Origin of the sequence: Anaeromyxobacter soli, assembly GCF_022808855.1 — a bacterium.
GTDB lineage: Bacteria > Myxococcota > Myxococcia > Myxococcales > Anaeromyxobacteraceae > Anaeromyxobacter > Anaeromyxobacter soli.
In genome coordinates this window covers 216,110-242,574 of record NZ_JAKZLF010000003.1, presented here as the reverse complement: position 1 = coordinate 242,574, position 26,465 = coordinate 216,110, and the positions used below count along the sequence as shown (strand labels likewise).

Here is a 26,465-nt window from a genome sequence, read left to right as displayed (position 1 = left end):
GGCGACGCCGCGGAAGCGGCGAAGCCGCTCGCGGCGGCGCACGGGACCCGGCGGGCAGGGGTGGGGCCCCGACGAGCTTCGCTCGGCGGGGCGGGGGCGCAGCCCCCGTTCGAACATGGCTGAACGACAGCGTGATTCGCGTCACCAAAGGTGATCGCGAATCACGAACTGTCGTTTAGCGCCGCGAGGATGGCGGAGCTCCGGGGCCGTGTCCGCGTAGAGCCGGCTCCGTCCCGGCCCCGGCGGGTCGGCGCGCGCCCGCGCGGGTATCCAGCTGCGCCACGTCACGTGCCCTGCCGAAAGTCGTGGGGAACGCGGCCGTCATCGGTTACGCCTTGCGCGTGCGCCGCGCGCGCGCTCGAGGACCGACCGATGCCACACCCCACCGACGACCGCACCTTCCGGCTCCCGCCCCATCTCCGTCCGCTCCGCTACGAGGCCACTTTGTCCGTCGATCTCGACGGAAAGCGCTTCTCGGGCAGCGAGCGGATCGAGCTCTCGTCCTCGAGGGGGGTGGACGAGATCGTCCTGCACGCCGCCGAGCTCGACGTGACACGCGCCGCGCTCCACGCCGGCGGCCGCGTCCTCGTCGCGTCGGTCACGCCGGCGCCCGCGAGCGAGACCGTCGTCCTGCGCTTCGCGGAGCCGGTGCAGGGCGGGCCGGGCACGCTCGAGCTCGCCTGGACCGGGCGCATGAGCCCGGGGCTCCGCGGGCTCTACCTCGCGGCCCCCGCCCTCTGCGCGACGCAGTTCGAGGCGGCGGACGCCCGGCGCGTGTTCCCCTCGTTCGACGAGCCGGGCTTCAAGGCGACGTGGCGGCTCACGATCGAGGCGCCCGCGGGCGCGGTCGTGCTCTCGAACGGCGCACCCGAGGGCGAGGAGGTGCTCCCCGGGGGCCGCCGGCGGGTGGTCTTCGCCGAGACCCCGCCCTTGCCGACCTACCTCGTCGCGCTCGTCGTCGGCGGGGTGCAGTCCTTCCCATCCGTGAACGTCCGCGGCGTGCCGGTCCGCACCTGGGCCTCGCCCGAGAAGCTCCCGCTCACCGGCTTCGGCCAGGCCGTCGCCGTCGAGGTGCTGCCTCGCCTCGAGGACTACTTCGGCGTGCCGTACGCGTTCGGCAAGGTCGATCAGGTCGGGCTCCCCGAGTTCGAGGCCGGGGCGATGGAGAACGCGGGGCTCATCACCTTCCGCGAGGTCGCCCTCCTCCTCGATCCGGGGACCGCGTCGCTCGCCCAGAAGAAGCGGGTGGCCGAGGTGGTCACCCACGAGCTCGCGCACCAGTGGTTCGGCAACTATGTCACCATGACGTGGTGGGACGACCTCTGGCTCAACGAGGCGTTCGCCACCTGGATGGCGTTCAAGGTCGTGGATCAGTGGAACCCCGCCTGGCGCGTCTGGCTCGAGTTCGACCAGGGCAAGGCGGCGGCGATGCACCTCGACGCCCTGCGCTCCACGCACCCCATCCACGCCGAGATCCGCGACGTGAACGCGGCAGGCGAGGCGTTCGACCTCATCACCTACGAGAAGGGCGGGGCGGTGCTCCGCATGATCGAGGGCTACCTCGGCGCGGAGCGGTTCCGGGACGGGATCCGGCTCTACATGCGCCGCCACGCGAAGGGGAACGCCGTCGCCGACGACCTGTGGGGCGCGCTCGCCGAGGCCTCGCGCGAGCCGGTGGTCGAGCTCGCGAACGCCTGGATCGGCCAGCCCGGGTTCCCGCTCGTGCACGTCCGCCGCGAGGGGCGCGTGCTCACGCTCGAGCAGCGGCGGTTCTTCTCGGAGGGGAGCGCCGCGGGTGGGGAAGACACGGTCTGGCCGGTGCCGCTCGTCCTCCGCCACGGCGACGGCGATCGGGTGACGGAGCAGCGCGTCCTCCTGCGCGAGCGGCGCGCGGAGGTGGAGCTCGCGGGGGCCGACGCGCCCGCCTTCGTCTGCGCCAACGCCGGCGCGACGGGGTTCTACCGGGTCGCCTACGACGCCGCGGGGCTCGAGGCCCTGGGGCAGAACCTCGCCGGGCTCGCGCCCGCGGAGCGCATCCAGCTCGTCTCCGACGAGTGGGCGCTCGTGCGGAGCGGCGAGCGGGAGATCGGGGCGTTCCTCGATCTCGTGACGCGCTTCGGCGGCGAGGAGGATCACGCGGTCCTCGACGAGCTCGTCGCGCGCCTGTCCGCCATCGAGTACCGCCTCCTCGGCGACGGCGACCGGCTCCGCTTCGCGGCGCTCGTCGTGACGCTGTTCGGGCCGCGCCTCGCCGCGTGCGGCTGGGGCGCGGCGCCGAGCGAGGGTGACGAGGTGCGCCTCCGGCGCGCCGCCGCGGTGCGCGCCCTCGGGCTCGTGGCCCGGAGCGCGGGCGTGACCCACGAGGCGGCGGCGCGGCTCGACCGCTGGATCGGCGGCGACCGCGGGGCGCTCGAGCCGAACCTGCACGACGCCGCCGTGGCGATGGCGGCGCGCGGCGGCGACCTCGCGCGCTTCGAGGCGTTCCGCGGGCTCTTCGCCAAGGAGACCGACCCCGCCTTCCGGCGCCGCTGGCTCCTCGCGCTCGCGTCCTTCGAGGAGCCTGCGCTCGCGGCGCGGGGAGTGGACCTCGTCTTCACGGACGAGGTCCCGCTGCAGGACGTCGCCTCGTTCGTCGCGGCGCTCCTCGCGAACCGCACCGCGCGGCGCCCGTTCTGGGACAGGCTGCGGGCGGACTGGGAGGAGCTGCACGGACGGGTGAAGGGAGCGCCGATGCTGCTCCGGCGCGTCGTCGAGGCCATGGGCGCGCTCGTCGAGCGCGGCGAGCTCGAGGAGGCGGAGGCGTTCCTCGCGGCCCATCCGCTCGGCGAGGCGCGCCAGGCCATCGCCCAGACGCTCGAGCGGCTCCGCCAGGACGTGGCGCTGCGCGAGCGGACCCAGGCCGCGGTCGGCGCCTGGCTCGAGGCGCGATAAACGTTCGAACGGGGGACTGCGTCCCCCGCCCCGCTCGCCGGGGCCCGTGCGCTGCCGCGAGCGGCTTCGCCGCCTCCGCGGCGTCGCCCCGGCGGGTTCGCTTCGCTCGCCTGTTCGCGAATCAGGGTCGGCCGTTTAGACTCCCCCGCGTGACCTCGACGCCCGCGGCTCCGCCCGCCCGCCCGACGCCCCCCTGGCTGTTCCTGTTCCTGGACCTCCCGTTCGGCGCGGCGGTCGGCTACGCGATGATCGCGATGCCGTTCTGGCTGCGGCAGGGCGGGGTGCCGCTCGACCGGGTCGGCGCGATCAGCGCGGCGGTGTTCGCCCCGCACGCGTTCAAGATCCTCTGGATCCCGGTGCTCGACATCGGGTCGCTGAAGCGCGCCTGGTACCTCGCCATGACGACGGCGACCGCGGCGCTGCTCGTGGCCGCCTCGCTCGTCCCCGATCCGCTCCGGAACCTCGGCCTCTACACGACGCTCATCATGCTCGCGCAGGCGACGGCGACGACCGGCCACGCGGCCAACAACGCGCTCATGGCCATCACCACCCGCTTCGAGGACAAGGGCAAGGCGGGCGGGTTCTCGATGGCCTCGAACGTGGGCGGTACGGGCCTCCTCGGCGCCCTGGCGCTGTGGGTGTCCGAGCACGTCTCGCCGCGGGCGGGGGGGATCGTGCTCGCGCTCGTCGTCGTCGCGAGCGCCTCGCTCGCGCTCCGGATCGTCGAGCCCCGCCGGGTGGACGCGGCGGTGGCGCGGGCGGGGAGCGTGGCGCGCGCGCTCGGGCTGCACCTGTGGGAGATGACGAAGGACCTCGGCCGGACGGTGCGCAGCCGCGCGGGGTTCACCGGGCTCGTCATCTGCCTCGTCCCCGTCGGCTGCGGCGCCCTCACGAACCTCTTCGCCGGCATGGCGCCCGACTTCGGCGCGTCGGCCCGCGTGGTGGAGCTCGTCAACGGGCTCGGCGGCGGCATCACCAGCGCGGCGGGCTCGCTCGTGGGCGGCTACCTCGCGGATCGGATGAGCCGCCGGCTCGCCTATGCCGTGGCCGGCGGGATCACCGCGCTCTCCGCGCTCGCCATGCTGCTCGCGCCGCTCACGCCGGCGACGTACGCGTGGGGCACGCTCGCGTACTCGTTCGCGAACGGGATCGCCTTCGCGACCTGGGCGGGCATGGTGCTCGAGCTCATCGGCCACACGGCCGCGACGACCACGAAGTACGCGCTCTTCAACTCGGCCTCGAACCTCGCCATCAGCTACGTCACCTGGCTCGACGGCTGGGCGGCGAGCGCGCCGCTCTTCCCGGCGAGCCTGCGCGGCTCGCACGGCTCGCTCGCCATGGACGTGGTGCTCACGTTCACGGGCATCGCGGTGCTGCTCGTCATGGTGGCGGTGGTCCGGCGGCGGGGCGCCCCTGCGACGGTGCCCGAGCCGGGCACGCCGACGTAGCGGCCCCCGTCGCGTCACTGCGGCGGGTACTCCGACTCCGCCTCGACCGACCAGTCGCCGGGCGGCGCGGGCACGGCGGCGCGCACCTCGACCTCCTCGCCGCGGCGCACCTGCGCCGTGCCCTCGGCGGGGATCGTCCGTCCGGTCACCCGATCGCGGAGCCGGAACGTGACCTGGATCTCGCCGTCGCCGCCGGCGTTCCGGATCCGCGCGGCGGCGATCCACCCGTCCGACCGCTGCTCCAGCCAGGTCGCGGCGACCGACGGCCGCGGGCCGGCGCACGCCCGGACCGCGAGGGCTCCGGCGACCGCGGCGACGACGAGGGCGAGCGCGCGCTTCACGTCACTTCCCCGGGACCCAGGGCGGATAGAGGATGAGGGCGGCGAGGATCGACGTCGCCGTCGCGACGACCAGGGCGAGCGCGGTGAGGGACGGGAGCGGATCCGCACGCCGCTCGCTCCGCCCGAGGCTCGCGAGCCCGAGCGGCTCGGGCACGATGGGGAGCTTGTGCTCCGCTTCGTACTCCCAGTGCGGAAGGAACCCCTCGTCGCGAAGGGCAGGGCAGATCGCGGCGAGACGGCGCTCGAGCTCGGCGCAGTCCTCCGCGGTGAGGGTGACGCGAGGCCACAGCCCCTCCTTGCCGAGCGCGACGCCGAGGTTCCGCCCGAACTCGGCGAGCGCGAGGAACTGGTGCGTGGACTCGTCGTCGAGCGTGCCCCACTCCACCACGTCGACCACGCGCCCCTGGCGCCTGCCCGCCACGTCCTGCACCTGGTGCGCGAGGTAGGCGATGAGGTTGTTCGAGCCGTCGCGGCGGTGCGGCGCGTGCTGCACCCGCGCGCCGTCCACGTGGAGCCGCCCCATGGAGCCGGCCGCGTCCTCCACCGCCAGCTCGAACGGGCGCCCGGGAGCGTCCTCCCGCTCGACGAGGACGCTCAGCGCCGCGAGGGGGCTCTCGCCCCGGGGCGGGCCGAGCGCCTCGTGCTTCGCGCGCTCTGCGTGGTCGCGGCCCCGCGTCCTGGCGAGCAGGGCGTAGCGCAGGACGCGGAGCGCGCCCGGGACGCCGCGCGCCCCGAGGAAGCCGACGTAGGCGAAGAAGACGGCGAAGAACGCGAGGGTGAGGGTCTCGACGTTCGACCGCTGCGCGAGCGTGACGAGCACCCTGCCGCGCACCAGGAGGAGCACCTCGCCGGCGAGGGCGCCCACGGCGAGGACGGCGTGCAGCTTCGCGAGCGCGTGGGCACGGCGGGTGAACTCCCGCGCGGTGCGTGCGCCGGGCTCCGAGACGACCTCCTTCGCCGGATCCACTCCCGGAAGCTTGCGCCCCATCCCGGCGGGCGGTAGAGCCCTCGCGGCGAGCGGCGTGGCGGTCCGGCGGGGGCGTGTGCGACGCCGGTGCGCCACCGCAGCCGTTGCCGACGTGCCTGGATCGTGCGGAGCTTGGGACACGGACGGCGCGCGCACGCTTGGCTGGGACGGGAACAGTTCGCGGGACGGGCGCCGCGCAGGGCGGAACGCCCCTCGGCGCGCGAGTGCCGGCGGGGGGCGCACCGCCGCTGTTCTTCCGGTCGCTGCGCGACTTCCTCCGCGTCCTGCCCGGAGCCGCGCAGCGCTTCTGGGTGCTCGTCATCGCGACGGGGTTGCTCTCCGGGCTGGGCGCGGGCGCGCTGCTCTACGTCCTGCGACTCGTCCAGGGGCTCGCCTGGCCGGACGCGGATCGGTTCATCGCCGCGGTCGAGGCGGCGCCGCCGCTCCAGCGCGTCCTCGTGCCCACCCTCGCCGGCGCGCTCGTCACGGTCGTCTATCTGTTCTGGCGGCGGCCGATGGGCGGCCACGGCACCGCGCGCATCATCGAGGCGATCTGGCACCGCGATCGCCAGCTCGCGCTCGGGCCGACCATGGCGCGGGGGCTGCTCTCGATCATCGCCGTCGGCATGGGCGCGTCCCTCGGCCGGGAGGGCGCGCTCGTGCAGGCCGGGGCGTCGTCGGGATCCTGGCTCGCGTCGCGGCTCAGGCTCGACGAGCGGCAGACGCGGGTCCTCGTCGCGTGCGGCGCCGCGTCGGGCATCGCGGCCGCCTACGACACGCCGATCGGGGGCGCGCTCTTCGGGCTCGAGGTGCTCCTCGGCTCGTTCGCGCTCGAGCTGCTCGGGCCCATCGTCGTGTCGTGCGTGGTCGCGACCGCGGTCTCGCGCATCCTGCCCGGCGCGCACATGACTTACATCATCCCGGAGTACGAGCTGCTCCACCCGCGCGAGCTCGTCCCCGGCCTCGTCCTCGCGCCCTTCCTCGGCCTCGCCTCGGTGATCTTCGTCCGGGTGATGGGGTGGGTGGAGGTCACGTTCGAGCGGTTCCCGCGCTGGATGAAGCCGCTCCTCCCGGTGTTCGGGCTCTTCGTCGTCGGGCTCATGTCCGTGCGCTGGGCGCCCGTGCTCGGCAACGGGTTCGACAGCGTGCACGCGATGCTGCTCGGCACCGTGCAGCTCAAGGCGCTGCTGATCTTCCCCTTGCTGAAGCTCGCGGCGAGCGCGCTGTGCACCGGCTCCGGCGTCCCCGGTGGACTCTTCACGCCGTCGCTCTTCTACGGGGCCGCCATCGGCGGCGCGGCGGGCGAGCTCCTCGCGCTCGTCTTCCCGGGGCTCGCGCCTCCCGGCGCGCTCGCCCTCGTCGGGATGGCGGGCGTGCTCGCCGGCACGACGCACGCGGCGGTGTCGTCGGTGCTCATCATCTTCGAGATGACGGGCGACTACGGCGTCATCCTCCCGCTCATGCTCTCGGCCGCGATCGCCGCCGCGACGAGCCGGGCCATCGAGCCCGACTCGCTCTACACCGCGCCGCTTCGCCGGCGCGGCGTGCGGCTCCCCGAGCTGCCCCGCCCGGACTGGCTCCGCCGCACCCCCGTGGCCGCGCTGGTCGTGCCCGACGCCGTGCGCGTCGAGCCGACGCTGCCGTTCGACCAGATGCTGAAGAAGCTCCTCTCCCTGCCTCCGGGGCACGATCTCTACGTGACCACCGTCGACAACGAGCTCCTCGGCGTCATCCAGCTCGACGCCCTGAAGGGCACCATCTCCGATCACGCCCACCTGGGGATGATCGTGGCGGCCGACGTGGTGAACCGGGACGTGGTCCCGATCACGACCACGATGAGCCTGGCGGAGGTGGCGGAGCGCTTCGGGGAGACCGACCTCGACCGGCTGCCGGTGGTCGACGATCGGCGGAGGCTCGTCGGCACCGTCGCGATGCGAGACCTGCTCGCGCAGGGGACGTTCTAGCCGGGGACCTCCCGACGCATGGGCTCACGTTCATCCCGCCCGGGTATGCCGTGGGTGTGTGTAGGCGCAAGCACCGAGAGTGGAGGAGATTGACACCGGCGCGCGGGGAAGGCGAAGTGGCGCGTGCGGTCGATCGCCGCGGAGGCCGACATCCATGCCCGACAGCCCCAGCGCTTCTGCCGTATCGCCCCAGACTGGCGCGCGAGCGACGGGGAAGGTGAAGGGGACCCTTCTCCTCGCGCGCCTGAAGTACCTGGAGGCCCAGGGAGAGGAGAAGTCGGGGCGCGTGGTGCGGCACCTCTCGAAGGCGGATCAGGAGGCGCTCCGCGGGATCGTCCTCCAGAGCGGCTGGTATCCGGCGGACCTCCTGCTCCGCCTGGAGATGACCGCCGCGGCGATCCTCGCGAACGGAGACCGGACGCGGCTGTTCCTGGACATGGGCCGGTTCAGCGCCTCGACGAACCTGGGAGCGGCGGGGGTCCAGCGAGCGTTCGTGCGCGACGGTGATCCCCAGCGGTTCCTCGCGGACGTGCCTCGCATGTACGCGGCGCAGCACTCCTCCGGACACCGCGTCCACGAGGCGACCGGAGAGCGCGCGGCGCTGATCCGCACCTGCGGCGAGGAAGAGGTGGTCGCCGAGGACTGCCTGACGACCGTCGGGTGGCTCCAGCGCGCGATCGAGATCTGCGGTGGTCTCGGCGTCAGCGTGGTGGAGACGCGCTGCCGCGCGCGGAAGGCGGACTGCTGCGAGTTCCGCTGCGAGTGGCGGTAGGCCGATCGAGACGCGCAGCGATCGCGGCGACGACCTGGTCGCCACCGTGCCTCGATCGTCCTAGTCCCAGCAGTCCTTCCGGATGGGGATGTTGTGGCCGCTGGGCTCGCCGCCCGCGCCCCCGGTCTCCGGGCGGCAGGGGCCCTGGCTCGGAGCCCACAGCGCGCCGGAGCCGCGCGCGGTGCTCCCATCGGCCCGGACGATCGACGGGCGGGGAAGCCGCTGCTGGGGGGCCGCCGCCGGGCCCTCCGCGGGACTCCACGCCGGTGGCCGGCGCGGTCGCAGCACGTCGATGGAGCGGGTCGGCATGGGAGCGTTCCGTAACCGCCGCCGAACCTCGGCGCTCGCGATCGTCGGCGAGGTGGGTCGTTCACGATGCGTGTCGTCGCGGTGCAGCGGAAGCGAGCCGCGCGAACGGGCCGCGAGCGCGACCCGACCTCGGCCTCGACCCCGACCCGACCCTGACCAAGACCGACTCCGTCCACCAAGCCCGTCCGGCCGCCCCTTGCCCACCACCGCGACCCGGAGCACGCTCGCTGGGCGGTGACCACTCTCGTCCTCCACTACCGCAGGACCGCCCGCCACGCGCTCAACGTGCTCCTCGGCGCGGTCGAGACGAATCCCGCCACCACGGACGTCCCCGCCGTCGTCGCGACCTCGCCCGAGGCCGTGATCGAAGCCGCGCGGACGGCGTCGAACGAAGGGCGCAGGCCGGTGGTCGCCTGGTCCTTCTACACGGCGAGCTTCGACGAGGTGACCGCGGAGCTCGCCCGCGTGCGAGCCGCGGTTCCCGACCCACGCGTGCTGCACGTCGCGGGCGGGCCGCACGCGAGCGCGGATCCTGCGGGCACGCTCGCGGCGGGGTTCGACCTCGTGGCCATCGGGGAAGGGGAGGAGACCCTGCCCGCGCTGCTCGCGCGCGTCGCGGTGGGGGAGGATCCGCGCGGAGGGCCCGGGCTCGCCTGGCTCGACGGCGGCGGCGTGCGCAGGAGCGGCCGCGCACCGCCCGTGGATCTGGACGAGGTGCCGCCCTTCGCGCCGCGCGCCGGCCGGATCGGGCCGCTCGAGATCACCCGCGGCTGCATCTGGGCGTGCCGGTTCTGTCACACGCCGTTCCTCTTCCGCGCCCGCTTCCGCCACCGCTCGCTCGACTCCATCCGCCGCTGGGCTCGCGCCCTCGCGCGCGTCGACGCTCGGGACCTGCGCGTGCTCACGCCGTCGGCGCTCTCGTGGGGCTCGGACGACGGCGGCTGCGATCTCGCCGCGCTGGAGGCGTTGCTCGCCACCGCGCGCGAGGCGATCGGACCAGCGCGGCGGCTCTTCGTCGGCTCGTTTCCGTCGGAGCTCCGCCCCGAGCACGTCTCCGCCGAGGCGCTCGCGCTGCTGCGCCGCTACTGCGACAACCGGACGGTCGTCATCGGCGGCCAGTCGGGCTCGGATCGGCTGCTCTCGGCGATGCAGCGCGGGCACGACGCGGGCAGCGTGGCGCGCGCGGCCCGGCTCGCCCTGGAGGCCGGGTTCCTGCCGTCGGTGGACTTCATCTTCGGCCTGCCGGGCGAGACCGAGGAGGACCGCGTCGCGACGCGTCAGGCCATGTTCCGGCTCGCAGCCGAGGGAGCGCGCGTGCACGCGCACGCGTTCATGCCCTTGCCCGGCACCCCCTGGGCGCGCGAGCCGCCAGGACGCATCGACGCCGCGAGCGGGGCCATCCTCGAGCGGCTCGCGGCCTCCGGGGCGGCGCACGGTCAATGGCGGCGGCAGGAGGAGCGGGCGCTCCGGTTGCCGCGCAAGGGTGCGTAGACGCGGCGTCAGTGGGCGCTCACGCCCCAAGCGAGCGAGCATCGAATTGACCTAGATCAAACGACAGATCAAGTCGCGGAGTACGTTCCCCCGAGAGCGGGAGACTCCATGCGCCTCGACACCCATGCCCTGACGATCCTGGCGATCGTCGCCGCCGCGCTCGCGTCACCGCCGCCCGCGCACGCCGCGGGCGGTAACCCTGCCGCGAGCCCGGCGGGACCGACGAAGAGTACGAAGAGCGAGCCCAGCCCCGAGCCGGCGAACGGCGCGAAGGCGCGGGAGACGGCGGAGGGGCCGAGGACGCCTCCGCTGATCCAGGCGGAGCCGCCTCCGTTCTCCGAGGGGATCTTCCCGTGCAGCGGGTGCCACGTCGATCCGGGCGATCGCACCCGCCGCGAGCTCACGTTCCACGAGGACATCCAGAAGGTGTTCGACCACGATTCCAACGCGCGCTGGTGCCTCGACTGCCACGACGCGCAGAACCGGGACGTGCTGAAGCTCGCGAGCGGCGAGACGGTGCCGTTCACGGAGTCGTACCGGCTCTGCGGCCAGTGCCACGGCGACAAGTACCGCGACTGGCGCGCGGGCGTGCACGGCAAGCGCGTCGGCCAGTGGGACGGCCAGAAGACCTATTTCCTCTGCGTGAACTGCCACAACCCGCACACGCCGGGCTTCAAGGGCGTGAAGGAGATCGAGGTGGACGGGAAGAAGACCACCGCGCCCACGCTGGAGATGCTGCGCCCCGAGCCGCGGCCGCTCCGTCCCGAGGAGATGCGCCGCCCCGTGGCGCCGAAGGCCTCCACCACCGCCGCGGGCGGGAGGTAGCCATGTCCGAGCGGAAGAGCCTGCCCGTCGTGGCGGACGCGCCCGCCGACCCGTCGCGCCGCGCCTTCATGCGCACCGCCGCCGCCGGCGCCGCCGTCGCGGCGCTCTCCTCCTGCGGCGTGGAGATGGAGGACTTCCTGCGCGGCCACTTCAAGGAGTTCTCGCCGGACGAGCTCCGCCACGTGCTCGCGAAGGTGGAGCGGAAGAACCTCGAGCGCTTCGGCAAGAAGACCACGGTGTCCGCCACCGGCCCGCGGCCCGGCGTCGAGTTCGGCTACGGCCTCGACCTCTCGCGCTGCGTCGGCTGCCGCCGCTGCGTCTACGCGTGCGTGGCGGAGAACAACCCGTCGCGGCAGAGTCCGCAGATCCAGTGGATCCGGGTGATGGAGATGGACAAGGAGCACGGCGTCGATCTCGCCCACGCGAACCACTACTACGAGGCGGACGCGGTGCCGCGGCCGGGCAAGTTCTACATGCCCGTTCAGTGCCAGCAGTGCCGGAACCCGCCCTGCGTGAAGGCGTGCCCGACGCAGGCGACGTGGAAGGAGAAGGACGGCATCGTCGTCATCGACTACGACTGGTGCATCGGGTGCCGCTGCTGCATGTCGGCCTGCCCGTACGGCGCGCGCCACTTCAACTGGGCGACGCCGACCCTGCCCGCGGACGAGCTGAACCCGCACCAGCACTACCTCGGCAACCGCCCGCGTCCGAAGGGCGTGGTCGAGAAGTGCACCTTCTGCATCCAGCGCACGCGCGAGGGGCGCTACCCGGCCTGCGTCGAGGTCTGCCCCGTGGGCGCGCGCAAGTTCGGCAACCTCCTCGATCCGGAGAGCGAGATCCGCCGGGTCATGGAGACGAAGCGGGTGTTCGTCTTCAAGGAGGAGCTCGCGACGCACCCGCAGTTCTACTACTTCTACGCGACCTAGCGAGGCGGGCGATGAGCGGAGCGGCGGAGTTCGTGAAGGGGAGCGCGCGCCTCCTGGTCACCGGCGGGCGCGCGTACAAGGCCTGGGTGGCGGCGCTCCTCGCGCTCGTGGCGGTCGGCGCGATCGCCTACGTCCACCAGGTGCGCACGGGGCTCATCGCGACGAACATGCGCGATCAGGTCTCGTGGGCGTTCTACATCGGCAACTTCACCTTCCTCGTGGGCGTCGCGGCCGCGGCGGTGCTGCTCGTCGTCCCGGCCTACGTCTACCAGTGGAAGCCGATCAAGGAGGTGGTGGTGCTCGGCGAGCTGCTCGCCATCAGCGCGCTCACCATGTGCCTCCTGTTCATCCTCGTGGACATGGGCCGGCCGGACCGGTTCCTCCACGTCATGCCGCTCCTCGGCACGCCGAACTGGCCGCGCTCGCTCCTCGCCTGGGACGCGCTCGTCCTCAACACGTACCTGCTCCTGAACGTCGCGCTCGTCCTCTACCTGCTCTTCAAGACGTACCGCGGCGAGCACTACGACAGGCGGATCTTCCTGCCGCTCGTCTTGCTCTCGATCCCGGTGTCCATCTCGACGCACACCGTGACCGCGTTCCTCTACAACGGCATGGCCGCGCGCCCGTACTGGAACGCCTCCATCCTCGCGCCGCGCTTCATCGCGTCCGCCTTCTGCTCCGGCCCCGCGGTCATGATCATCCTGTTCCAGATCCTGCGCCGCACGAACCGGTTCCCGATCAAGGACGAGGCGATCTGGAAGATCGCGGAGCTCATGAGCTACGCGATGTTCCTGAACCTGTTCCTGCTCGGCGCCGAGCTGTTCAAGGAGTACTACTCGGCGACCGAGCACCTCCGGTACACGCAGTACTTCTGGGGCGGCCTCGACGGTCACCGGGCCCTGGTGCCGTACGCGTGGCTGTCGCTCACCTGCAGCGTCGCCGCGTTCGTGCTGTTCCTCATCCCGCGCACCCGGAGGAACTACGTCACGCTGAACCTCGGCTGCCTGCTCATCTGGGCGGGCGTCTACATCGAGAAGGGGATGGGCCTCATCATCCCGGGGTTCACGCCCGACACGCTGGGCGAAATTTACGAGTACACCCCGACCGCGACGGAATGGGCCATCGCGGCGGGCGTGTTCGGGGTCGGGTTCCTCGTCTTCACGGCGCTCGTGAAGATCGCGGCGCCCATCCTCGTCGGAACCTTCCGGGCGCCGGAGCGGGTGGCCGCGCCGGGTCCGAGCGGCGCCGGGTTCCCGGCGCACTGAACCACGCACAAGGGAGAAAGCACCATGAAGCGCATCGCCGTCGCCCTCGTCGTCCTCGCCGCCGCCGCCGTCGCTCGCGCCGAGGGCGTCGCCCCCGCCGAGATCTTCGCCAAGCGCTGCGCCGCCTGCCACGGCAAGGACGGCAAGGGCAACACGCCGATGGCCCAGAAGCTCGGCGCGAAGGACCTCACCACGCTGACGACCAGCGAGGCCGACATCGCGAAGACGATCGAGAACGGCAAGGGCAAGATGACGGCGTTCAAGGGCAAGATGACGGAGGCCGAGATCCAGGCCGTCGCGAAGTACGTGAAGGGCGGGCTGAAGTAGGGAAGGAACCGACCGTCCGGGCCGTCCTCTGGGCGGCCCGGACGGGGAGCGCGGCGGACGGGTCCGTGTTATAGGTTTCGCGCGCGAGGCGCCGGAGCCGAGTGGCCCGGCGCCCGCCCGTTTCCGCGAGCCGCTCCGTTGCAGGCGACCCATCAGCCGACAGAGTCGCGCCGTCCCTCCGCCGTCGCGCCACCGCTGCGTGCCGTACCCGCGACGAGCGCGCCGCAGCCGCCCCGGGGCCGGATCGCGGCGCTGGACGCCGCCCGCGCCCTCGGGGTGCTGGCGATGGTGTTCGGCCACACCCTCGACGCGCTGCTCGCGCCCGCCGTGCGGGCCACCACGGGCGTGGAGCTGTACTGGAAGGCGCGCGGGTTCACGGCGCCCCTGTTCCTCATGGTCTCGGGCTGGGCCGTCACCGTCGCGATCTCGCGCGGGCGCGCGCGTGGCCTCGACATCCCGCGCGGCCGGATCGGCCGCGTCCTCCTCCTGCTCGCCATCGGCTACGCGCTCCGGTGGCCGGGCTGGGGCGTCGAGCGGCTCGCGGCGGGCGAGCTCGACGTGTGGGCGCACTTCCTGTCGTTCGACGCGCTCCACACGATCGCCCTCGCGCTCCTCGCCGCCTCGCTCGTCCTCGCGCTGCCGTGGTCGCGTCGCGAGCACGCGTGGGCGATCGGCGCGCTCGGCCTCCTCTGCATCGCGCTCGGCATGCTCGCGCCGGCGCCGGTCGTGCCGGGCGTCGCCGAGCTGCCGCGGTCGCTGCCGGCGCTCGCGCTCCGGCAGGCGGCGGGAGGGACCTCGCCCTTCCCGCTGTTCCCCTGGGCGGCCTACTTCTTCGTGGGCGCGCTCGTCGGTCTCCTCGCCGGCACGGGCGGTGGTCGCAGCGCCGCCGGGATGGCGCTCGTGGGGGCGGTGCTCGTCGCGGGCACCATCGGGACCGGGGTGGGCGAGATGCCGATGGGGCACCCGCTCCTGTTCACGTTCCGGAGCGGCGCCGTGTTGCTCGTGCTCGCGGCCCTCTCCACCGTGCCGGCGGCGTGGGCCGCGCGGCTCGCGCCGGTCGGGCGCGCGTCGCTCGGGGTCTACGCGATCCACGTCCCGGTGGTCTACGGCTGGTCGACCTTCACCGGTCTCACGAACCGGATCGGGCCCCAGCTCGGGCTCGGGAGCGCGCTCCTCGTCGCCGCGTCGGTGCTCCTCGGGAGCTTCGCGGTGCACGTCGCCTTCCAGCGCGTCCGGAGCGGCCTCGTCGCGGCGGCCGCGACCGGCTGGGAGCGCGTCCGCCTCCGCCTCGAGAGCGGCGGCCGGACCGAGGCCGAGGGCGGCGAGTAGCCGCGCCTCACGCGCCGAGCGCGGCCGCCGCGAGGAACTCGATCGCGCGCCGCTCCGCCCAGAAGTCCGGCCAGAACGGCGAGCCCGACACGAACGCGACGTGTCCGCCGGCCGGCGTGGCCTCGAGCGTGACGAGCGGGTTCGCGTGGGCCTCCGCGAGGGGGAGCGCGTCGCCCGGGACGATGGGGTCGTCCATCGCCGCGATGGCGAGCAGCGGCCGGCGGACCCCGGCGAGGAAGCGCGCGGACGAGCAGCGCGTCCAGTAGTCCTCCGCGGACGCGAACCCGTGCAGCGGAGCGGTGAGGGCCGCGTCGTACTCGGCGAACGTGGCCGCCGCCCGCACGCGCGCCGCGTCGATCGCCTCCGGGAACCGCCGCGCCTTCGCGAGCGCCTTCTCGCGCAGGCGGCGCAGGAACCGCTCGCGGTAGACGCGGTTCCAGAACCCCGCGGCGTCGAGCGCCCGCGCCGAGCGGAGGAGGTCGAAGGGGACCGAGATGCCGGCGGCGGCGCGGACCTCCGGGAAGAGACCGTCGCCGCGCTCGCCGACGTACTTCACGACCACGTTGCCGCCGAGCGAGAACCCGGCGAGCACGATGGGCCGCCCGGGCCGCTCCGCGGCGAGCCGGGCCACGACCTCGTGCAGATCCCCAGTGTCGCCCGAGTGGTAGAAGCGCGGAAGCCGGTTCTGCTCCCCGGAGCAGCCGCGGAAGTTCAAGGCCAGCGCGTCGAGCCCGCGCGCGAGCGCGACGGCGACGAGGCCGCGGACGTACGGCGCGCGGGACGAGCCCTCGAGGCCGTGGCACACGACGAGCACCGGCCGGGCCGCGTCGCCGCTCGCGGCGTAGCGATCGACGTCCACGAAGTCGCCGTCCGGCAGCTCCCACCGCTCGCGGCGGGCCTGCGGGCGCGGGTACACGCGGGCGAGGCTCGCGAAGATCGTCATCGCGTGGCCGCCGCGCAGCCAGCGGGCCGGGGCGTAGGGCGAGGGGGGCGGGGACATGGGCGATCGCGCCTGCCTCACCTGAACTGCGGATGCGCGCGGATCCGCTCGAGCGCGTCCGGCGGGGCGTCGTCGGGGAACGGCGCGCTGGAGCGCTCGAGCCGCGCGAGCCAGCGCGCGTCGAGCGGACGCGCGAGGAGCGCCGGATCCGTGGCGGCGGCGGTGGTCTGCTCCTTCGGGCCGCTGGGATCGCCCTGGCCCACGTGGAAGCCCGCGAGCAGGAGCGCGGCGCGGGTCGCGGTGGCGGTGCTGTACGTGTAGAGCGTGGCCGCGTCGCCGCAGCGGGCGCGCGCGGCCGCGAAGGCCGCCCAGGTCCAGAGCGACGGGTTCGCCTTCGGCGAGAAGGGATCCCAGAAGACGACGTCGGCGCGCACCTCCTCGCGCGGGAGCGTCGCGAGCAGGTCGCCCTGGACGAGTCGCCAGACGACGCGCGGCGACTCGTGGCGGCCGCTCGAGAGGAGCGCGAGGGCGGCGGAGAGCGAGTCCGGGTCCAGCCCGAGCCGCGCGGCGCCGTCCTCGGAGGTCGCGAGCGCGAGCGCGCCGAGGTCCTGCTCGAAGCTCACGATCTCGAGGCCGCGGCCCGGGGCGGCGAGCGTCTCGGCGGCGCGCAGCGCGGCGAGCGCGTTGGAGGCCGCGCCGAGGCCCACGTCCAGCAGCACGAGCCGGGGGCCGGGCGCGGCGAGCCGCTCGCGCAGCCGGGACTGGGCCACGTACAGCCGCTCGGACTCCACGTCCGGACCGATGACGGGGTGCATGACCTCGCCCGCGCGGGCATCGCGGACCGCGGCGGCGCCGAGGGAGGTGGTGACGATCTCGAAGCGCGGGGCGGCGGTCCCGGTCGCGCCCTCGACCGCGGCCGCGGTCCCCGTCGTGTCTCCGGACTGGGTCGGGCTCACGGTCGCCTTCCTCCCCGGAGGGCGCCGCGAGGCGTCGTGCTCGTGCCGGTCGAGCTCGTCGAGCTTCGCCTTCGCGAACGCGGCGTAGCTCCCGGCCTCGATCGCGGCGCGCGCCTCGCGCATGAGGTCGAGGTAGTGGTGCAGGTTGTGGACGGAGAGGAGCCGCGGCCCGAGCGGCTCCCGGCACTTCACGAGGTGGTGCAGGTAGCCGCGCGTGTAGCCCCTGCAGGTCGAGCACCCGCACGCGGCGTCGAGCGGCGCCTGGCTCGTGCGGTGCTCCCCGCGGGTGAGGCGCACGCGCCCGGTGGAGGTGAACGCGGTGCCCTGCCAGGCCATCGTGGTCGGCAGCACGCAGTCGAACATGTCGACGCCGTGACCGATGGCCTCGAGGATGTCCGGCGGGGTGCCGACGCCCATGAGGTAGCGCGGGCGCTCGTCGGGGAGGAGCTCGGCGGTCCGGCCCACGACGTCGAAGCGCTCGGCGCGCGTGTCGCCCACCGCGAGGCCCCCGATGGCGAACCCGTCGAAGGCGTGCTGCGTGAGGAAGCGCGCCGACTCGGCGCGGAGCTCCGGGACGAGCCCGCCCTGCACGATGGCGAAGAGCGCCTGCTCCGGGTTGGTCCGGGCGGCGAGGCTGCGGAGCGCCCAGCGGTGGGTCCGGCCCATGGCCTCGCGGATCGCGGAGGGCTCCGCGGTCGACGGGAGGCACACGTCGAGCACCATCATCACGTCCGAGCCCAGGGCGGTCTGGACCTCGATCGAGCGCTCCGGCGAGAGGAGCTGCGCGCTGCAGTCCACGTAGCTGCGGAAGCGGGCGCCCTCCTCGGAGATCACGCGGTCGTGCGAGAGCGAGAAGATCTGGAACCCGCCGGAGTCGGTGAGGATGGGCCCGGGCCAGCGCATGAAGCGGTGGAGCCCGCCCATGTCGCGGACGAGCTCCGGTCCCGGGCGGAGCAGCAGGTGGTAGGTGTTCCCTAGGATGATCTCGGCGCCGAGCGCGTGGAGCTCCTCGGGCGTCATGCCGGTCACGCTCGCGCGCGTGCCGACGGACATGAACGCCGGCGTCTCGACGCGGCCGTGGGGCGTCGTGAACGCGCCGCGGCGCGCGCGGGTCGCGGCGTCCCTCGGGCCGGGCTGGTAGGCGAAGGGCATCGGGATCCTCTAGGAGACCTCGGTCGCGCGGCGACGCGCGACCGCGGCGGCGGAGTCGGCGTCCCACGTCCCCTTGAGCCGGAGCACGCGCTCGACGCCCGCGTCGTGCAGCGCGAGGAGCCGCGCCGACGCGTCGCCCGCGCCGAACGCGGCGAGCGCGCCGGCGATCGCCTCGAGCGTCGACATCCCGTCCGGCCACGGCGGCCGCCGGAGTCGCAGCCCGGCAGGCGGCCCCGGGAGCGACAGGCGCGGGAGCCGCTGGAGCGCGGGGAGGCGCTGCATCATCCGGCGAGCCTGTGTCCAGGTGCCGTCCGGGACGACCAGGATCGGCGGCGGCGTGGCCGGCACGGCCCCGTCCCCCGGGCGCGGCGAGGGGAAGAGCGCGACCGCGCCCGGGGCGCGGAGCAGCGTCTCGTCGAGCGCGACGCCGGGGAGGGCGTGCTCCAGGATCTCCGCGCCGTCGAGCGCGAGGGCCGCCCAGCGCGCCGTGTTGGACATCCGCTCGCGCTCGCTGGCATGCCGGACCACGACGAGGCGGAACGGCGCCGCGAGCCTCGGGATGGCGGGGCAGAGGCAGAACTCGGGCGGGAAGCGGCAGCGCGGACAGCGCTGGAGAGGGCGTGGCACGGGCTGCCGGATCTATCACGGCGCGGGGCCGCGCGCCGCGCCGCCCGTACCCGCGCCGGGAGTGGAGCGGAGCGGCCGCCCTCGTTAGAGCCCTGTACCATGGGCGCCATCGTGCGGCTGTTCTCCGACTTCGTCTGACCGTTCTGCTTCGTCGCGGAGCGGAGCAGCCTGGTCAGGCTGCAGGCGGAGTACGACATCGAGGTGGACTGGGTCGGCTACGAGCTGCACCCGGGCACGCCGCGTGGCGGCCTCCCGCTCGTGGCCCACCTGGCGGACCCCGCCGCCGTGCTGGAGTACGTGAAGAGCTTCGCCGCGGGCTTCGGCCTCCGCGACCTGCGCGCGCCCGACCGGCTCGTGAGCACCCGCCGCGCGCTCGCCGCGGCGCAGTACGCGCGCGAGGCCGGGAAGCTCGAGGCCTTCCGCGCGGCCGCCTTCGACGCGTACTGGCGCGAGGGGCGGGACCTCGACCGCGACGAGGAGCTCGCGGACGTCGCGCGCGCGGTGGGGCTCGATCCGGCCGCCGCGCTCGCGGCGGCGGACGAGCCGGGGGCGCTCGCGTGCGTGGACGCGGCGCGGCGCGCCGCCCGGGAGGCCGGGGTCGGCGGCGTCCCGACGTTCGACTTCTCCGCCGGGCCCGGTGCGCGACCGGTGGCGCGGATCGTGGGCTGCCAGCCGTACGAGGTGCTGGCGGAGGCCGCGCGGCGCGCGGGCGCGCGGCGCCGCGCGGAGCGGTGAGCGGGCGCCCGCGGTTCGGGGAGCCTAGACCCTGTAGCGCTGCACCGCCGAGGCGAGCTGCTTCGAGATCTCGGACAGCGCGGCGGTGCCCTGCTCGATCGTCCGCGTGCCCTCGGCGCTCTCGTTGATCGCCTGCGAGAGCTCGGAGATCGCGGCGACCATCTGGTCCACCCCGATGGTCTGCTGCCGGGTGTTGTTGGCGATCTGCCGGGCGGCGACGGCCGACTCGCGGATCACCATCGCGAGCCCCTCGATGGCCTCGCCGGCGCTCCGCGCGAGCCCCATGGCCGCGGACGCGCGCTTCGCGCCCTCGTCGGTCGCCGAGGCCGCGTCGCGGGCGCTCCGCTGGATCTCCTGGAGGATCGCGCGGATCTGCACGGCGGCCTGGCGCGACTGCTCGGCGAGGTTGCGCATCTCCATGGCGACGACCGCGAACCCGCGCCCGTGCTCGCCCGCCTTCGACGCCTCGATGGACGCGTTCAGCGCCAGCAGGTTCGACTGCTCCGCGAGGTCCTTCACCGAGGAGATGATCTCGCCGACCTGCAGCGTGCGCTCGCTCAGCCCGCTCATGCTGGAGGCGATCCGGTTGACCTGCTCGCCGAGGCTCGCGCTCGCCTTCACCGCCTCCTCGACGGTCTGGAGCCCCTCCTGCGAGAGATCGTCGGAGCGACGCGTCATCTCGATGACCGAGTCGGCGTGCTGCGTCGCCTGCTTGGAGGTCTGGGCGATCTCGGACGCGGTGGTCGAGGTCTCGTTGATGGCGGCCGCCTGCTGCGCGGCCATGGCCGCCTGGCGGGTGACGGAGCCGAGGATGTCGCTCGAGCGGCCGTCCAGGGTCAGCGCCGCCTCGCGCAGCTCGGCGATGGTGGCCTGGAGCCCCTCGATCATCGCGCCGAAGCTCGCGGCGAGGTCCGCGGTCTCGGCGGTCGCGTCGACGTCGATCTGCCTGGCCAGGTCGCCGGCCGCGATGGCCGCCGCCGTGTCGCGCAGCCGCTCGAGCGGCCGGGTCAGGCGCCGCGCGACCTGGTAGGAGATCGCCGCGGCGGTGAGGGAGATGGCGATGGCCAGGCCGAGCCCGCGCGCGAGGACGGCCGCGGAGGCTTCCTCGTGCAGGACGTGGAAGACGACGGTGTCGAGGATCGCGGTGACCCCCGTCGCGACGCCGACCAGCCCCGCGATCTTGAGCCGCATGGAAAGGCGCACGGACGAGCCTCCGCTCGAGAGCGTTTGCGCCGTTCTACCGCGGATTCCCGCGGGTGGGCCACTCGGCGACCGGTGCGGGCGGGTAGGTGCCGCCCGCACGCACCGGCCGGCGCGGCTACGGGAGCGTCCGGAGCACCGCGGCGCCCGACGCCGTCGCCACGTGGAGCGCGGGCGGTACGACCATGCGGTCCACCTCGAGCGCGCTCACGCGGTCGCTGGGGATGAGCCCCGAGGCGGCGCGGATGGGCCTGGAGGTCCCGGTGGCCGGGTCGTAGACGGAGAGGCCGGTCGTGTAGCCCGCGATCGCGAGCCGTCCGTCCGGGAGGCACGCCAGATCCCGGACCCCGGCCTCGCCGAGGCCGACCTGGGACGCGGTGAGATAGGCGAAGCGTTTCCCGTCCCACACCGCGACCGCGTCCTTGCGGGCCGCCGCGTTGCCCGTGGTCGGCCCACGGCTCGAGAACCAGACCCGCCCGTCGGGGCACGCCGACACGGCCGTCAGGTACACCGGGTCGCCCGACTCCGTCACGTCGAACACCGGCGGGCTCGTCCGCGCCCCGTCCATCCACGGGTCGCCGAACGCGGCGTCGAAGGCGGCGCCGTAGCGATGGTGCCACTCGTACGCGTCGTCGACCCAGGTGATCCGGCCCGCCGTCCACTTGCCGGCGTGCCAGAGGCGCCCCTCCGCGTCGATGGCGAGCCCGAGCCACTCGCCGACGCGCATGCTGGCGCTCTCGCCGTCGGGGCCGCAGACCTCGTGGTAGCAGACGCGCGCGTGCTGGTGGTCGCCCATGTACTCGGAGTACGCGATGTCGAACCACTCGCCGGGCGCCGGCTCCCGGTACTTCGCCGGGAAGAGGATCGACACGCCGTGGTTCGCGCCGGTGTAGAGCGTGCCCGGGTGGACGAAGTGGTCGTACGCGAGCCGGCTGATCGTCCGGTCGTGCCAGTACTTCGCGCCGTAGCGGTTCGACAGGAGGTCGAACCGCACCACCTGCAGCGTGCCGTCCTCCGCGAGGCGCACCCAGTCCACCTTCCCGCTGTGGCGGAGCGGGTCGCAGTAGTCGAAGCCCTTCCAGCCGACGGGATCGTCCGCGTCGAGGCACGGGATCGGCTCGCCGTCCGCGCCGCGCGTCTGGTCGCCGTCGTAGCCGATGAACACCTCGTTCTTGCCGCCGCCCACGATGGCCTTGATCCCCTCCGACGCCGCGCCGCCCCACACGAGGTCGCCGTTGCACGGCCGGTCGTCGGGGATCGGCGCCTTGTCGCAGTACTTCGCCCAGCCCACCGGGCCGGGCGTCCGTCCGGTGATCGCGCCGAGGTGCAGGCCGTCCACCTCGTCGAAGCGGCGGAAGGTCGTCTCGCCCGGGCGCAGCAGGTAGAGCGCGCGCGGCGTGGCCACCCAGCGGTTCTGCGCCTCGTCGGTGGTCATCGCGACCACGGGCGTCTCCTCGATCCCGTCCTTCGCGCCGTAGATCGCGTTCGCGACGGGCCACGGACCCTGCGTCCCGAACTGGAAGCCGGGCGGCTGCTCCGGCGGAGGTGGGGTCACGGGCGGGGGCGTCGGCGTGGTCCCGCCGCCCCCGCCGCCGTCGCCGCCGGTCCCGCCTGACGGCGTCTTGTCGCTCGAGCCCGAGCCGCCGCACGCCACGGCCAGGACGCAGAGGACCGCGCCGAGCCCCACCCACCCCCGTCTCGTCATCCGTTCTCCCCGCGCCCGCGCCGGCTGACCGGAGGGCGCACGAGTGCCGCTCGAGCGAGTTGCGAGCCGCGGGCCACGCCGAACCGGCCAGACTGGCGTGCGCGCGCGGCAACGCCGTTGCGCGCGCGTGGAACGGCTTTGCGCCGAGGCGGCAAGGTCGTGGACGGGTCGGCGCGTCCGCGGGCGGACGCCGGATCGCTCGCTCGCGCGCCCCCCTGCATGGCGCTCGCGGTGCAGGCGGCCGGGCGGGCGCGTCCCCTTGCCATGCGTGTCAGCGGATCGGGGCGCGGTGCTAGGCTCGCCCGCCATGACCCCGCCGACCCCACCCACCGTGCACCTCGCGCCGCGCGTGGCCCTGGCTCGCCTGCCGACGCCGCTCGAGCGCTCGCCGCGCCTCGGCGCGGAGCTCGGCCTCGACCTCCTCTACAAGCGCGACGACCTCACGGGGCTCGAGCTCTCCGGCAACAAGGCGCGGAAGCTCGAGTTCCTGATCGCGGAGGCCGAGGCGGGCCGGGCCGACACGCTCGTGACCTGCGGCGGCGTCCAGTCGAACCACTGCCGGGCGACGGCGTTCGCCGCTGCGAGGCGCGGGCTCGCCGCGGTGGTCCTGCTCCGCGTCCCCGATCCGTCGCGGCCGCCGGCGCTCGAGGCGAACGCGCTCCTGGACCGGCTGGCCGGAGCCGAGCTCCGCTGGGTCTCGCACGACGAGTACCGGCGGCGCGCGGAGGTCATGGAGGCGGTGGCCGCCGAGCTCCGCGCCGCCGGCCGGCGACCCTACGTCATCCCCGAGGGCGGCTCGAGCGCGCTCGGCAGCCTCGGCTACGTGGCCGCGGTGGCGGAGCTCCGCGCGCAGCTCCCCGAGGCCTGGCGCACGGGGCCCGTGACGATCGCCTACGCGGCGGGCTCGGGCGGAACGGGCGCGGGGCTGGAGCTCGGCGTCCGCGTCGCGGGCTGGCGCGAGGCGCGGCCGCTCGGGTTCGCGGTCTGCAACGACGCCGCCTACTTCCGCGCCGCCATCGCCGGGCTCTGCGCCGACGCCCGGCGGCGCTGGCCGGAGCTGCCGGGCGTCCCCGAGGACGAGATCGCCGTGGACGACGGCTTCATCGGGCCGGGATACGCGCAGGCGACCGACGAGGGGCTTCAGGTCATCCGCCGCGCTGCGCGTGTGGACGGCGTCCTCCTCGACCCGGTCTACACCGGCAAGGCCATGCTCGGCGTCGCGCGCCGCGCCTCCGAGCCCGGTGGGCTCCCGGCGTCACGCGTCGTGTTCCTGCACACCGGCGGGGCCTTCGGCCTGTTCCCGTTCGCGGAGCGGCTCGGTACCGCCGGGTGAGCGGCGCACGCCGCGAGCGAGCGGCGGGCCGACGGGGGCTGCACGCTCGGACGCTGGACGTCCGGGCGCGCCGGATTATGTGTGCTCCGTTCACCGCGCAAGCTCGCGGCGGCCAGGAGGCGCGCATGCCCAGGGCGAAGCAGATCTCGGCGTGGGTGGAGGACCGGCCCGGAACCCTCGGCAAGCTCGCCGACGCGCTCGGCGAGAAGGGCGTCACGATCCGGGCGTTCATGGCGGCCTCGATGGACGGACGCGGCTTCGTCCGCCTCGTGGTCGACAGGCCGGCGGCCGCGAGGCGGATCCTCACGGCGCACGGCTGGGAGAGCACGGAGGACGAGGTTGTCGAGGTCACGGTCCCCGACCGGCCCGACTCGGTCGGGAAGGTGGCGGACCGCCTGGGCGCGGCGGGAATCAACGTGCAGTACGCCTACGTCGGGGCCGCCGGCAGCGCCCGGAGCATGAACCTCTACCTCGCCGTCCCCGACGTGAAAGCGGCGCTGAAGGCCCTCCGCTGACATCCCAGGCCCGGATCGGGACGCCGCACCGGGCCGACGTGACGCGGCATCCCACGCAGACAGGATGCCGCGCTGCGTAGGCGGCGCTACCTTTGGTCCGTGGGCCACACGGGCCTCGTGCTGACGGGCGGAGGCGCCCGCGCCGCGTATCAGGTCGGGGCGCTTCGCGCCCTCTCCGACGTGCTCGGCCCGGGCCCGCTCCCGTTCGACATCATCGCGGGGATCAGCGCGGGGGCCATCAACTCCTTCGTCATCTCCACGGGCGCCGAGGACTTCGCCCGTGCGACCCACCGCCTGCGCGCGACCTGGGAGTCCCTCACGCCCGACCGTGTCTACCGGACGGGCACCCTGCGGCTCGCGAGCATCGGGAGCCGCTGGCTCCGCGATCTGTCCGCGGGCGGCCTCATCGGCAAGTCCGGCATCAACTACCTGCTCGATCCCGCCCCGCTCCGCCGGCTGCTCGAGAGCCAGGTGCCGATGGGCCGGATGCGCCGGCACCTCCGCACCGGGCGGCTGCGCGCCTTCGCGGTCTCCGCGACGAACTACCACACCGGCGCCGGCGTCACGTTCTTCGAGGGCGCGGCGGACATCAAGCCGTGGCTCCGCTCGACGCGGCTCGGGATCCGCGCCCGCCTCACCCTGGACCACGTGATGGCCTCGGCGGCGATCCCGGTGTTCTTCCCGCCCATCCGCGTCGAGGGCACGTACTACGGGGACGGCTGCGTGCGGATGAGCCACCCGATGAGCCCGGCCATCCACCTCGGGGCCGAGCGGATCCTCGCCATCAGCGTGCGGTACCTGCGGCCGCCCGGGGAGACCTTGAAGCGCCAGGCGAAGGACAGGGACGAGCAGCTCCCGCTCTCCGAGATCGCCGGCGTGCTGCTGAACGCGGTGTTCCTCGACTCGCTCGACTCCGACCTCGAGCGCCTGCAGCGGATCAACAAGACCCTCGCGCTCATCCCGCGCGAGAAGCTGAACCACCAGGACGTCGACCTCAGGCCGGTGCCGGCCCTCGTCCTCCGCCCGTCGCAGGACCTCGGCAAGCTCGCGGCCGACGAGTACGATCGGTTCCCGGCGATGCTGCGGTATCTGCTGAAGGGGATCGGCGCGACCGGTCACGCGGGCGAGGACCTGCTCTCGTATCTCGCGTTCGAGCCGATCTACCTGAAGCGCGTGATGGACCTCGGGTACGTCGACACGATGACGCGCCGGGACGAGCTGCAGGAGTTCTTCCTCGGGGCCCCGCAGCGGGAGCGGGCGCGGGGGTAGAGGATCGCTCGCGGGCGGCGCGTCCGGCACGCCGCTCCGCTCAGCCTCTCGATCCCCGGGCCGGGGCGCGCGCCGCCACGACGGGGGCGACGGTCCGCCAGGCGGTCGCCGCGAGCACCCCCGCGCCGCCCGCGATCGCCCACGGGCCGGGGCGCTCGCCGGCGGCGAGGAAGGTCCAGATCGGGTTCAGCACCGGCTCGAGCAGCATGAGCAGCGACGCCTCGACCGCGGGCGTGTGCAGGAGGCCGCGCGAGAAGCAGAGGTACGCGAGGCCGAGCTGGAAGATGCCGAGGTAGAGGACGAGGCCGAGGTCGAGCGGCGTCGGCGCGGGGCCGCCGAGCCCCACCGGCAGCGCCACGAGCGCGGCGAGGAAGTTCCCGTAGACGAGGGCCGCGGGCCCCTCGTCCCTGAGGAGCCGCAGCCCGACGATCGAGAAGGCGAACGCGATCCCCGAGCCGACGGCGATGAGGTTCCCCGCGAGCTGCCCGCCCGAGAGCTCGTCGAGGAAGAACATCCCGAGGCCGAGCGCGTAGATCGGCACCGCGAGGAGCTCGCCTCGGGTGGGGAGCTCGCGCAGGAGCAGCGGTGACAGGAAGAGCACGAAGAGCGGCGCCGCGTCCTGGATGAAGATCGCGTTCGCGGCGGTGGTGAGCTTCGTCGCGACGACGAACAGCACCACCGTGAAGGCGTAGGCGACGGAGACGAGGAGGACGCGCAGGGTGGGGCGCCGCCGCGCCTCGCGCACGGCGGCGAGGAGGAAGAGGCCGGCGACGAGCGAGCGGCCGCCGGAGAGCTGCCAGCCGTCGAGGCCGCTCGTCTTGATGGCGGCGCCGGCCGTGGACCAGAGCACCGCGGCTGCGAGGATGAGGAGGCGGCTCGTGAGCACGGGGCGCGCAGTGTAGCGCACGCGCCGGCCGGCGCGCGCAGGTTACGCCGTCGTCTGCGTGCCGGGCGCGCGCGGGGCGCGCCGGGCACGGGCCGATCGCGAGTCGCGACCAGGCGAGCGTAGCGAGCCCGCCGGGGCGCCACCCGCGATAGCGGCGTAGCCGCGCGCGGTGGCGCAAGGGACCCGGCGAGCAGGGGTGGGGCCCCGACGACGGCTCGGCCGTCGGCGGGGCGGGGGCGCAGCCCCCGTTCG

22 protein-coding genes and 1 pseudogene are annotated in these 26,465 nt (G+C 74.3%); 14 read left to right on the top strand and 9 right to left on the bottom strand.

Translation table 11 applies throughout. From position 1 onward, the window contains the following. Window positions 1-372 precede the first annotated feature (372 nt). Entirely contained in the window at window positions 373-2,931 is a 2,559-nt protein-coding gene (locus tag MLV88_RS04455) for a M1 family metallopeptidase (RefSeq protein WP_242337309.1), read from the top strand. 149 nt (window positions 2,932-3,080) lie between these two features. Beyond that, window positions 3,081-4,379, top strand: a complete 1,299-nt coding sequence (locus MLV88_RS04450) for an MFS transporter (protein ID WP_242337311.1) — start codon at window positions 3,081-3,083, stop codon at window positions 4,377-4,379. A gap of 14 nt (window positions 4,380-4,393) precedes the next feature. Here the strand turns inward: MLV88_RS04450 and MLV88_RS04445 are convergent, their stop codons facing one another. Next, the gene (locus MLV88_RS04445; protein ID WP_242337313.1) at window positions 4,394-4,720 is read right to left on the bottom strand and encodes a hypothetical protein; all 327 of its coding nucleotides are present in this window, start codon (window positions 4,718-4,720) and stop codon (window positions 4,394-4,396) included. Between the two features lies 1 nt (window position 4,721). After that, window positions 4,722-5,687, bottom strand: coding sequence for a hypothetical protein (locus MLV88_RS04440; protein ID WP_242337315.1), 966 nt, complete (start codon window positions 5,685-5,687; stop codon window positions 4,722-4,724). Between the two features lie 224 nt (window positions 5,688-5,911). On the opposite strand from MLV88_RS04440, the gene MLV88_RS04435 reads away from it, so the two are divergent. Both MLV88_RS04435 and MLV88_RS04430 read left to right on the top strand, forming a co-directional pair. Next, window positions 5,912-7,651 (top strand): chloride channel protein, encoded by a 1,740-nt coding sequence (locus MLV88_RS04435; protein WP_242337317.1) that lies wholly within the window; start codon window positions 5,912-5,914, stop codon window positions 7,649-7,651. A gap of 217 nt (window positions 7,652-7,868) precedes the next feature. After that, complete coding sequence (locus tag MLV88_RS04430) at window positions 7,869-8,423, top strand: TIGR02265 family protein (RefSeq protein WP_242337319.1); 555 nt, start codon at window positions 7,869-7,871, stop codon at window positions 8,421-8,423. 60 nt (window positions 8,424-8,483) lie between these two features. Here the strand turns inward: MLV88_RS04430 and MLV88_RS04425 are convergent, their stop codons facing one another. Continuing rightward, window positions 8,484-8,732, bottom strand: a complete 249-nt coding sequence (locus MLV88_RS04425) for a hypothetical protein (RefSeq protein WP_242337321.1) — start codon at window positions 8,730-8,732, stop codon at window positions 8,484-8,486. A gap of 234 nt (window positions 8,733-8,966) precedes the next feature. Here MLV88_RS04425 and MLV88_RS04420 point away from each other — a divergent pair, with 234 nt between their 5' ends. The 6 genes from MLV88_RS04420 (at window position 8,967) to MLV88_RS04395 (ending at window position 14,895) form a co-directional block, all read left to right on the top strand. Further along, a complete protein-coding gene (locus tag MLV88_RS04420; RefSeq protein ID WP_242337323.1) occupies window positions 8,967-10,223 on the top strand; it encodes a TIGR04013 family B12-binding domain/radical SAM domain-containing protein in 1,257 nt (418 codons plus the stop codon). 108 nt (window positions 10,224-10,331) lie between these two features. Beyond that, complete coding sequence (locus MLV88_RS04415) at window positions 10,332-11,048, top strand: hypothetical protein (RefSeq protein ID WP_242337325.1); 717 nt, start codon at window positions 10,332-10,334, stop codon at window positions 11,046-11,048. A gap of 2 nt (window positions 11,049-11,050) precedes the next feature. After that, entirely contained in the window at window positions 11,051-11,974 is a 924-nt protein-coding gene (locus tag MLV88_RS04410) for a 4Fe-4S dicluster domain-containing protein (protein ID WP_243336949.1), read from the top strand. An 11-nt stretch (window positions 11,975-11,985) separates the two neighbouring features. Further along, entirely contained in the window at window positions 11,986-13,239 is a 1,254-nt protein-coding gene (gene dsrP, locus MLV88_RS04405) for a sulfate reduction electron transfer complex DsrMKJOP subunit DsrP (RefSeq protein ID WP_242337329.1), read from the top strand. Window positions 13,240-13,263: 24 nt separating this feature from the next. Further along, the gene (locus MLV88_RS04400; protein WP_242337331.1) at window positions 13,264-13,566 is read left to right on the top strand and encodes a c-type cytochrome; all 303 of its coding nucleotides are present in this window, start codon (window positions 13,264-13,266) and stop codon (window positions 13,564-13,566) included. 138 nt (window positions 13,567-13,704) lie between these two features. Next, on the top strand, window positions 13,705-14,895 hold the full coding sequence (locus MLV88_RS04395) for an acyltransferase family protein (protein WP_243336948.1): 1,191 nt from the start codon (window positions 13,705-13,707) through the stop codon (window positions 14,893-14,895). A 7-nt stretch (window positions 14,896-14,902) separates the two neighbouring features. Here MLV88_RS04395 and MLV88_RS04390 read toward each other — a convergent pair whose 3' ends face one another. Genes MLV88_RS04390 through MLV88_RS04380 form a run of 3 tightly spaced genes read right to left on the bottom strand, consistent with a single transcriptional unit; the run spans window position 14,903 to window position 18,570 of the window. Next, on the bottom strand, window positions 14,903-15,895 hold the full coding sequence (locus MLV88_RS04390) for a YheT family hydrolase (RefSeq protein WP_243336947.1): 993 nt from the start codon (window positions 15,893-15,895) through the stop codon (window positions 14,903-14,905). Between the two features lie 17 nt (window positions 15,896-15,912). Then, window positions 15,913-17,943, bottom strand: a complete 2,031-nt coding sequence (gene tgt / locus MLV88_RS04385) for a tRNA guanosine(34) transglycosylase Tgt (RefSeq protein ID WP_243336946.1) — start codon at window positions 17,941-17,943, stop codon at window positions 15,913-15,915. A gap of 9 nt (window positions 17,944-17,952) precedes the next feature. Then, window positions 17,953-18,570, bottom strand: coding sequence for a DTW domain-containing protein (locus tag MLV88_RS04380; RefSeq protein ID WP_243336942.1), 618 nt, complete (start codon window positions 18,568-18,570; stop codon window positions 17,953-17,955). A 150-nt stretch (window positions 18,571-18,720) separates the two neighbouring features. Here MLV88_RS04380 and MLV88_RS04375 point away from each other — a divergent pair. Next, window positions 18,721-19,305, top strand: a pseudogene (locus tag MLV88_RS04375) (DsbA family oxidoreductase); the annotation flags it as partial. 24 nt (window positions 19,306-19,329) lie between these two features. Here MLV88_RS04375 and MLV88_RS04370 read toward each other — a convergent pair. Then, entirely contained in the window at window positions 19,330-20,508 is a 1,179-nt protein-coding gene (locus MLV88_RS04370) for a methyl-accepting chemotaxis protein (protein WP_242337344.1), read from the bottom strand. Between the two features lie 115 nt (window positions 20,509-20,623). Then, window positions 20,624-22,210, bottom strand: a complete 1,587-nt coding sequence (locus MLV88_RS04365; RefSeq protein WP_242353158.1) for a WD40 repeat domain-containing protein — start codon at window positions 22,208-22,210, stop codon at window positions 20,624-20,626. A gap of 307 nt (window positions 22,211-22,517) precedes the next feature. On the opposite strand from MLV88_RS04365, the gene MLV88_RS04360 reads away from it, so the two are divergent. From MLV88_RS04360 to MLV88_RS04350, 3 genes are all read left to right on the top strand, one after another. After that, on the top strand, window positions 22,518-23,543 hold the full coding sequence (locus tag MLV88_RS04360; protein WP_242353156.1) for a D-cysteine desulfhydrase family protein: 1,026 nt from the start codon (window positions 22,518-22,520) through the stop codon (window positions 23,541-23,543). Window positions 23,544-23,668: 125 nt separating this feature from the next. Continuing rightward, window positions 23,669-24,058, top strand: a complete 390-nt coding sequence (locus tag MLV88_RS04355) for an amino acid-binding protein (protein WP_242337349.1) — start codon at window positions 23,669-23,671, stop codon at window positions 24,056-24,058. Between the two features lie 99 nt (window positions 24,059-24,157). Further along, window positions 24,158-25,327, top strand: a complete 1,170-nt coding sequence (locus tag MLV88_RS04350; protein WP_242337351.1) for a patatin-like phospholipase family protein — start codon at window positions 24,158-24,160, stop codon at window positions 25,325-25,327. 40 nt (window positions 25,328-25,367) lie between these two features. Here the strand turns inward: MLV88_RS04350 and MLV88_RS04345 are convergent, their stop codons facing one another. Continuing rightward, window positions 25,368-26,213 (bottom strand): DMT family transporter, encoded by an 846-nt coding sequence (locus MLV88_RS04345; protein WP_243336940.1) that lies wholly within the window; start codon window positions 26,211-26,213, stop codon window positions 25,368-25,370. Window positions 26,214-26,465 lie beyond the last annotated feature (252 nt).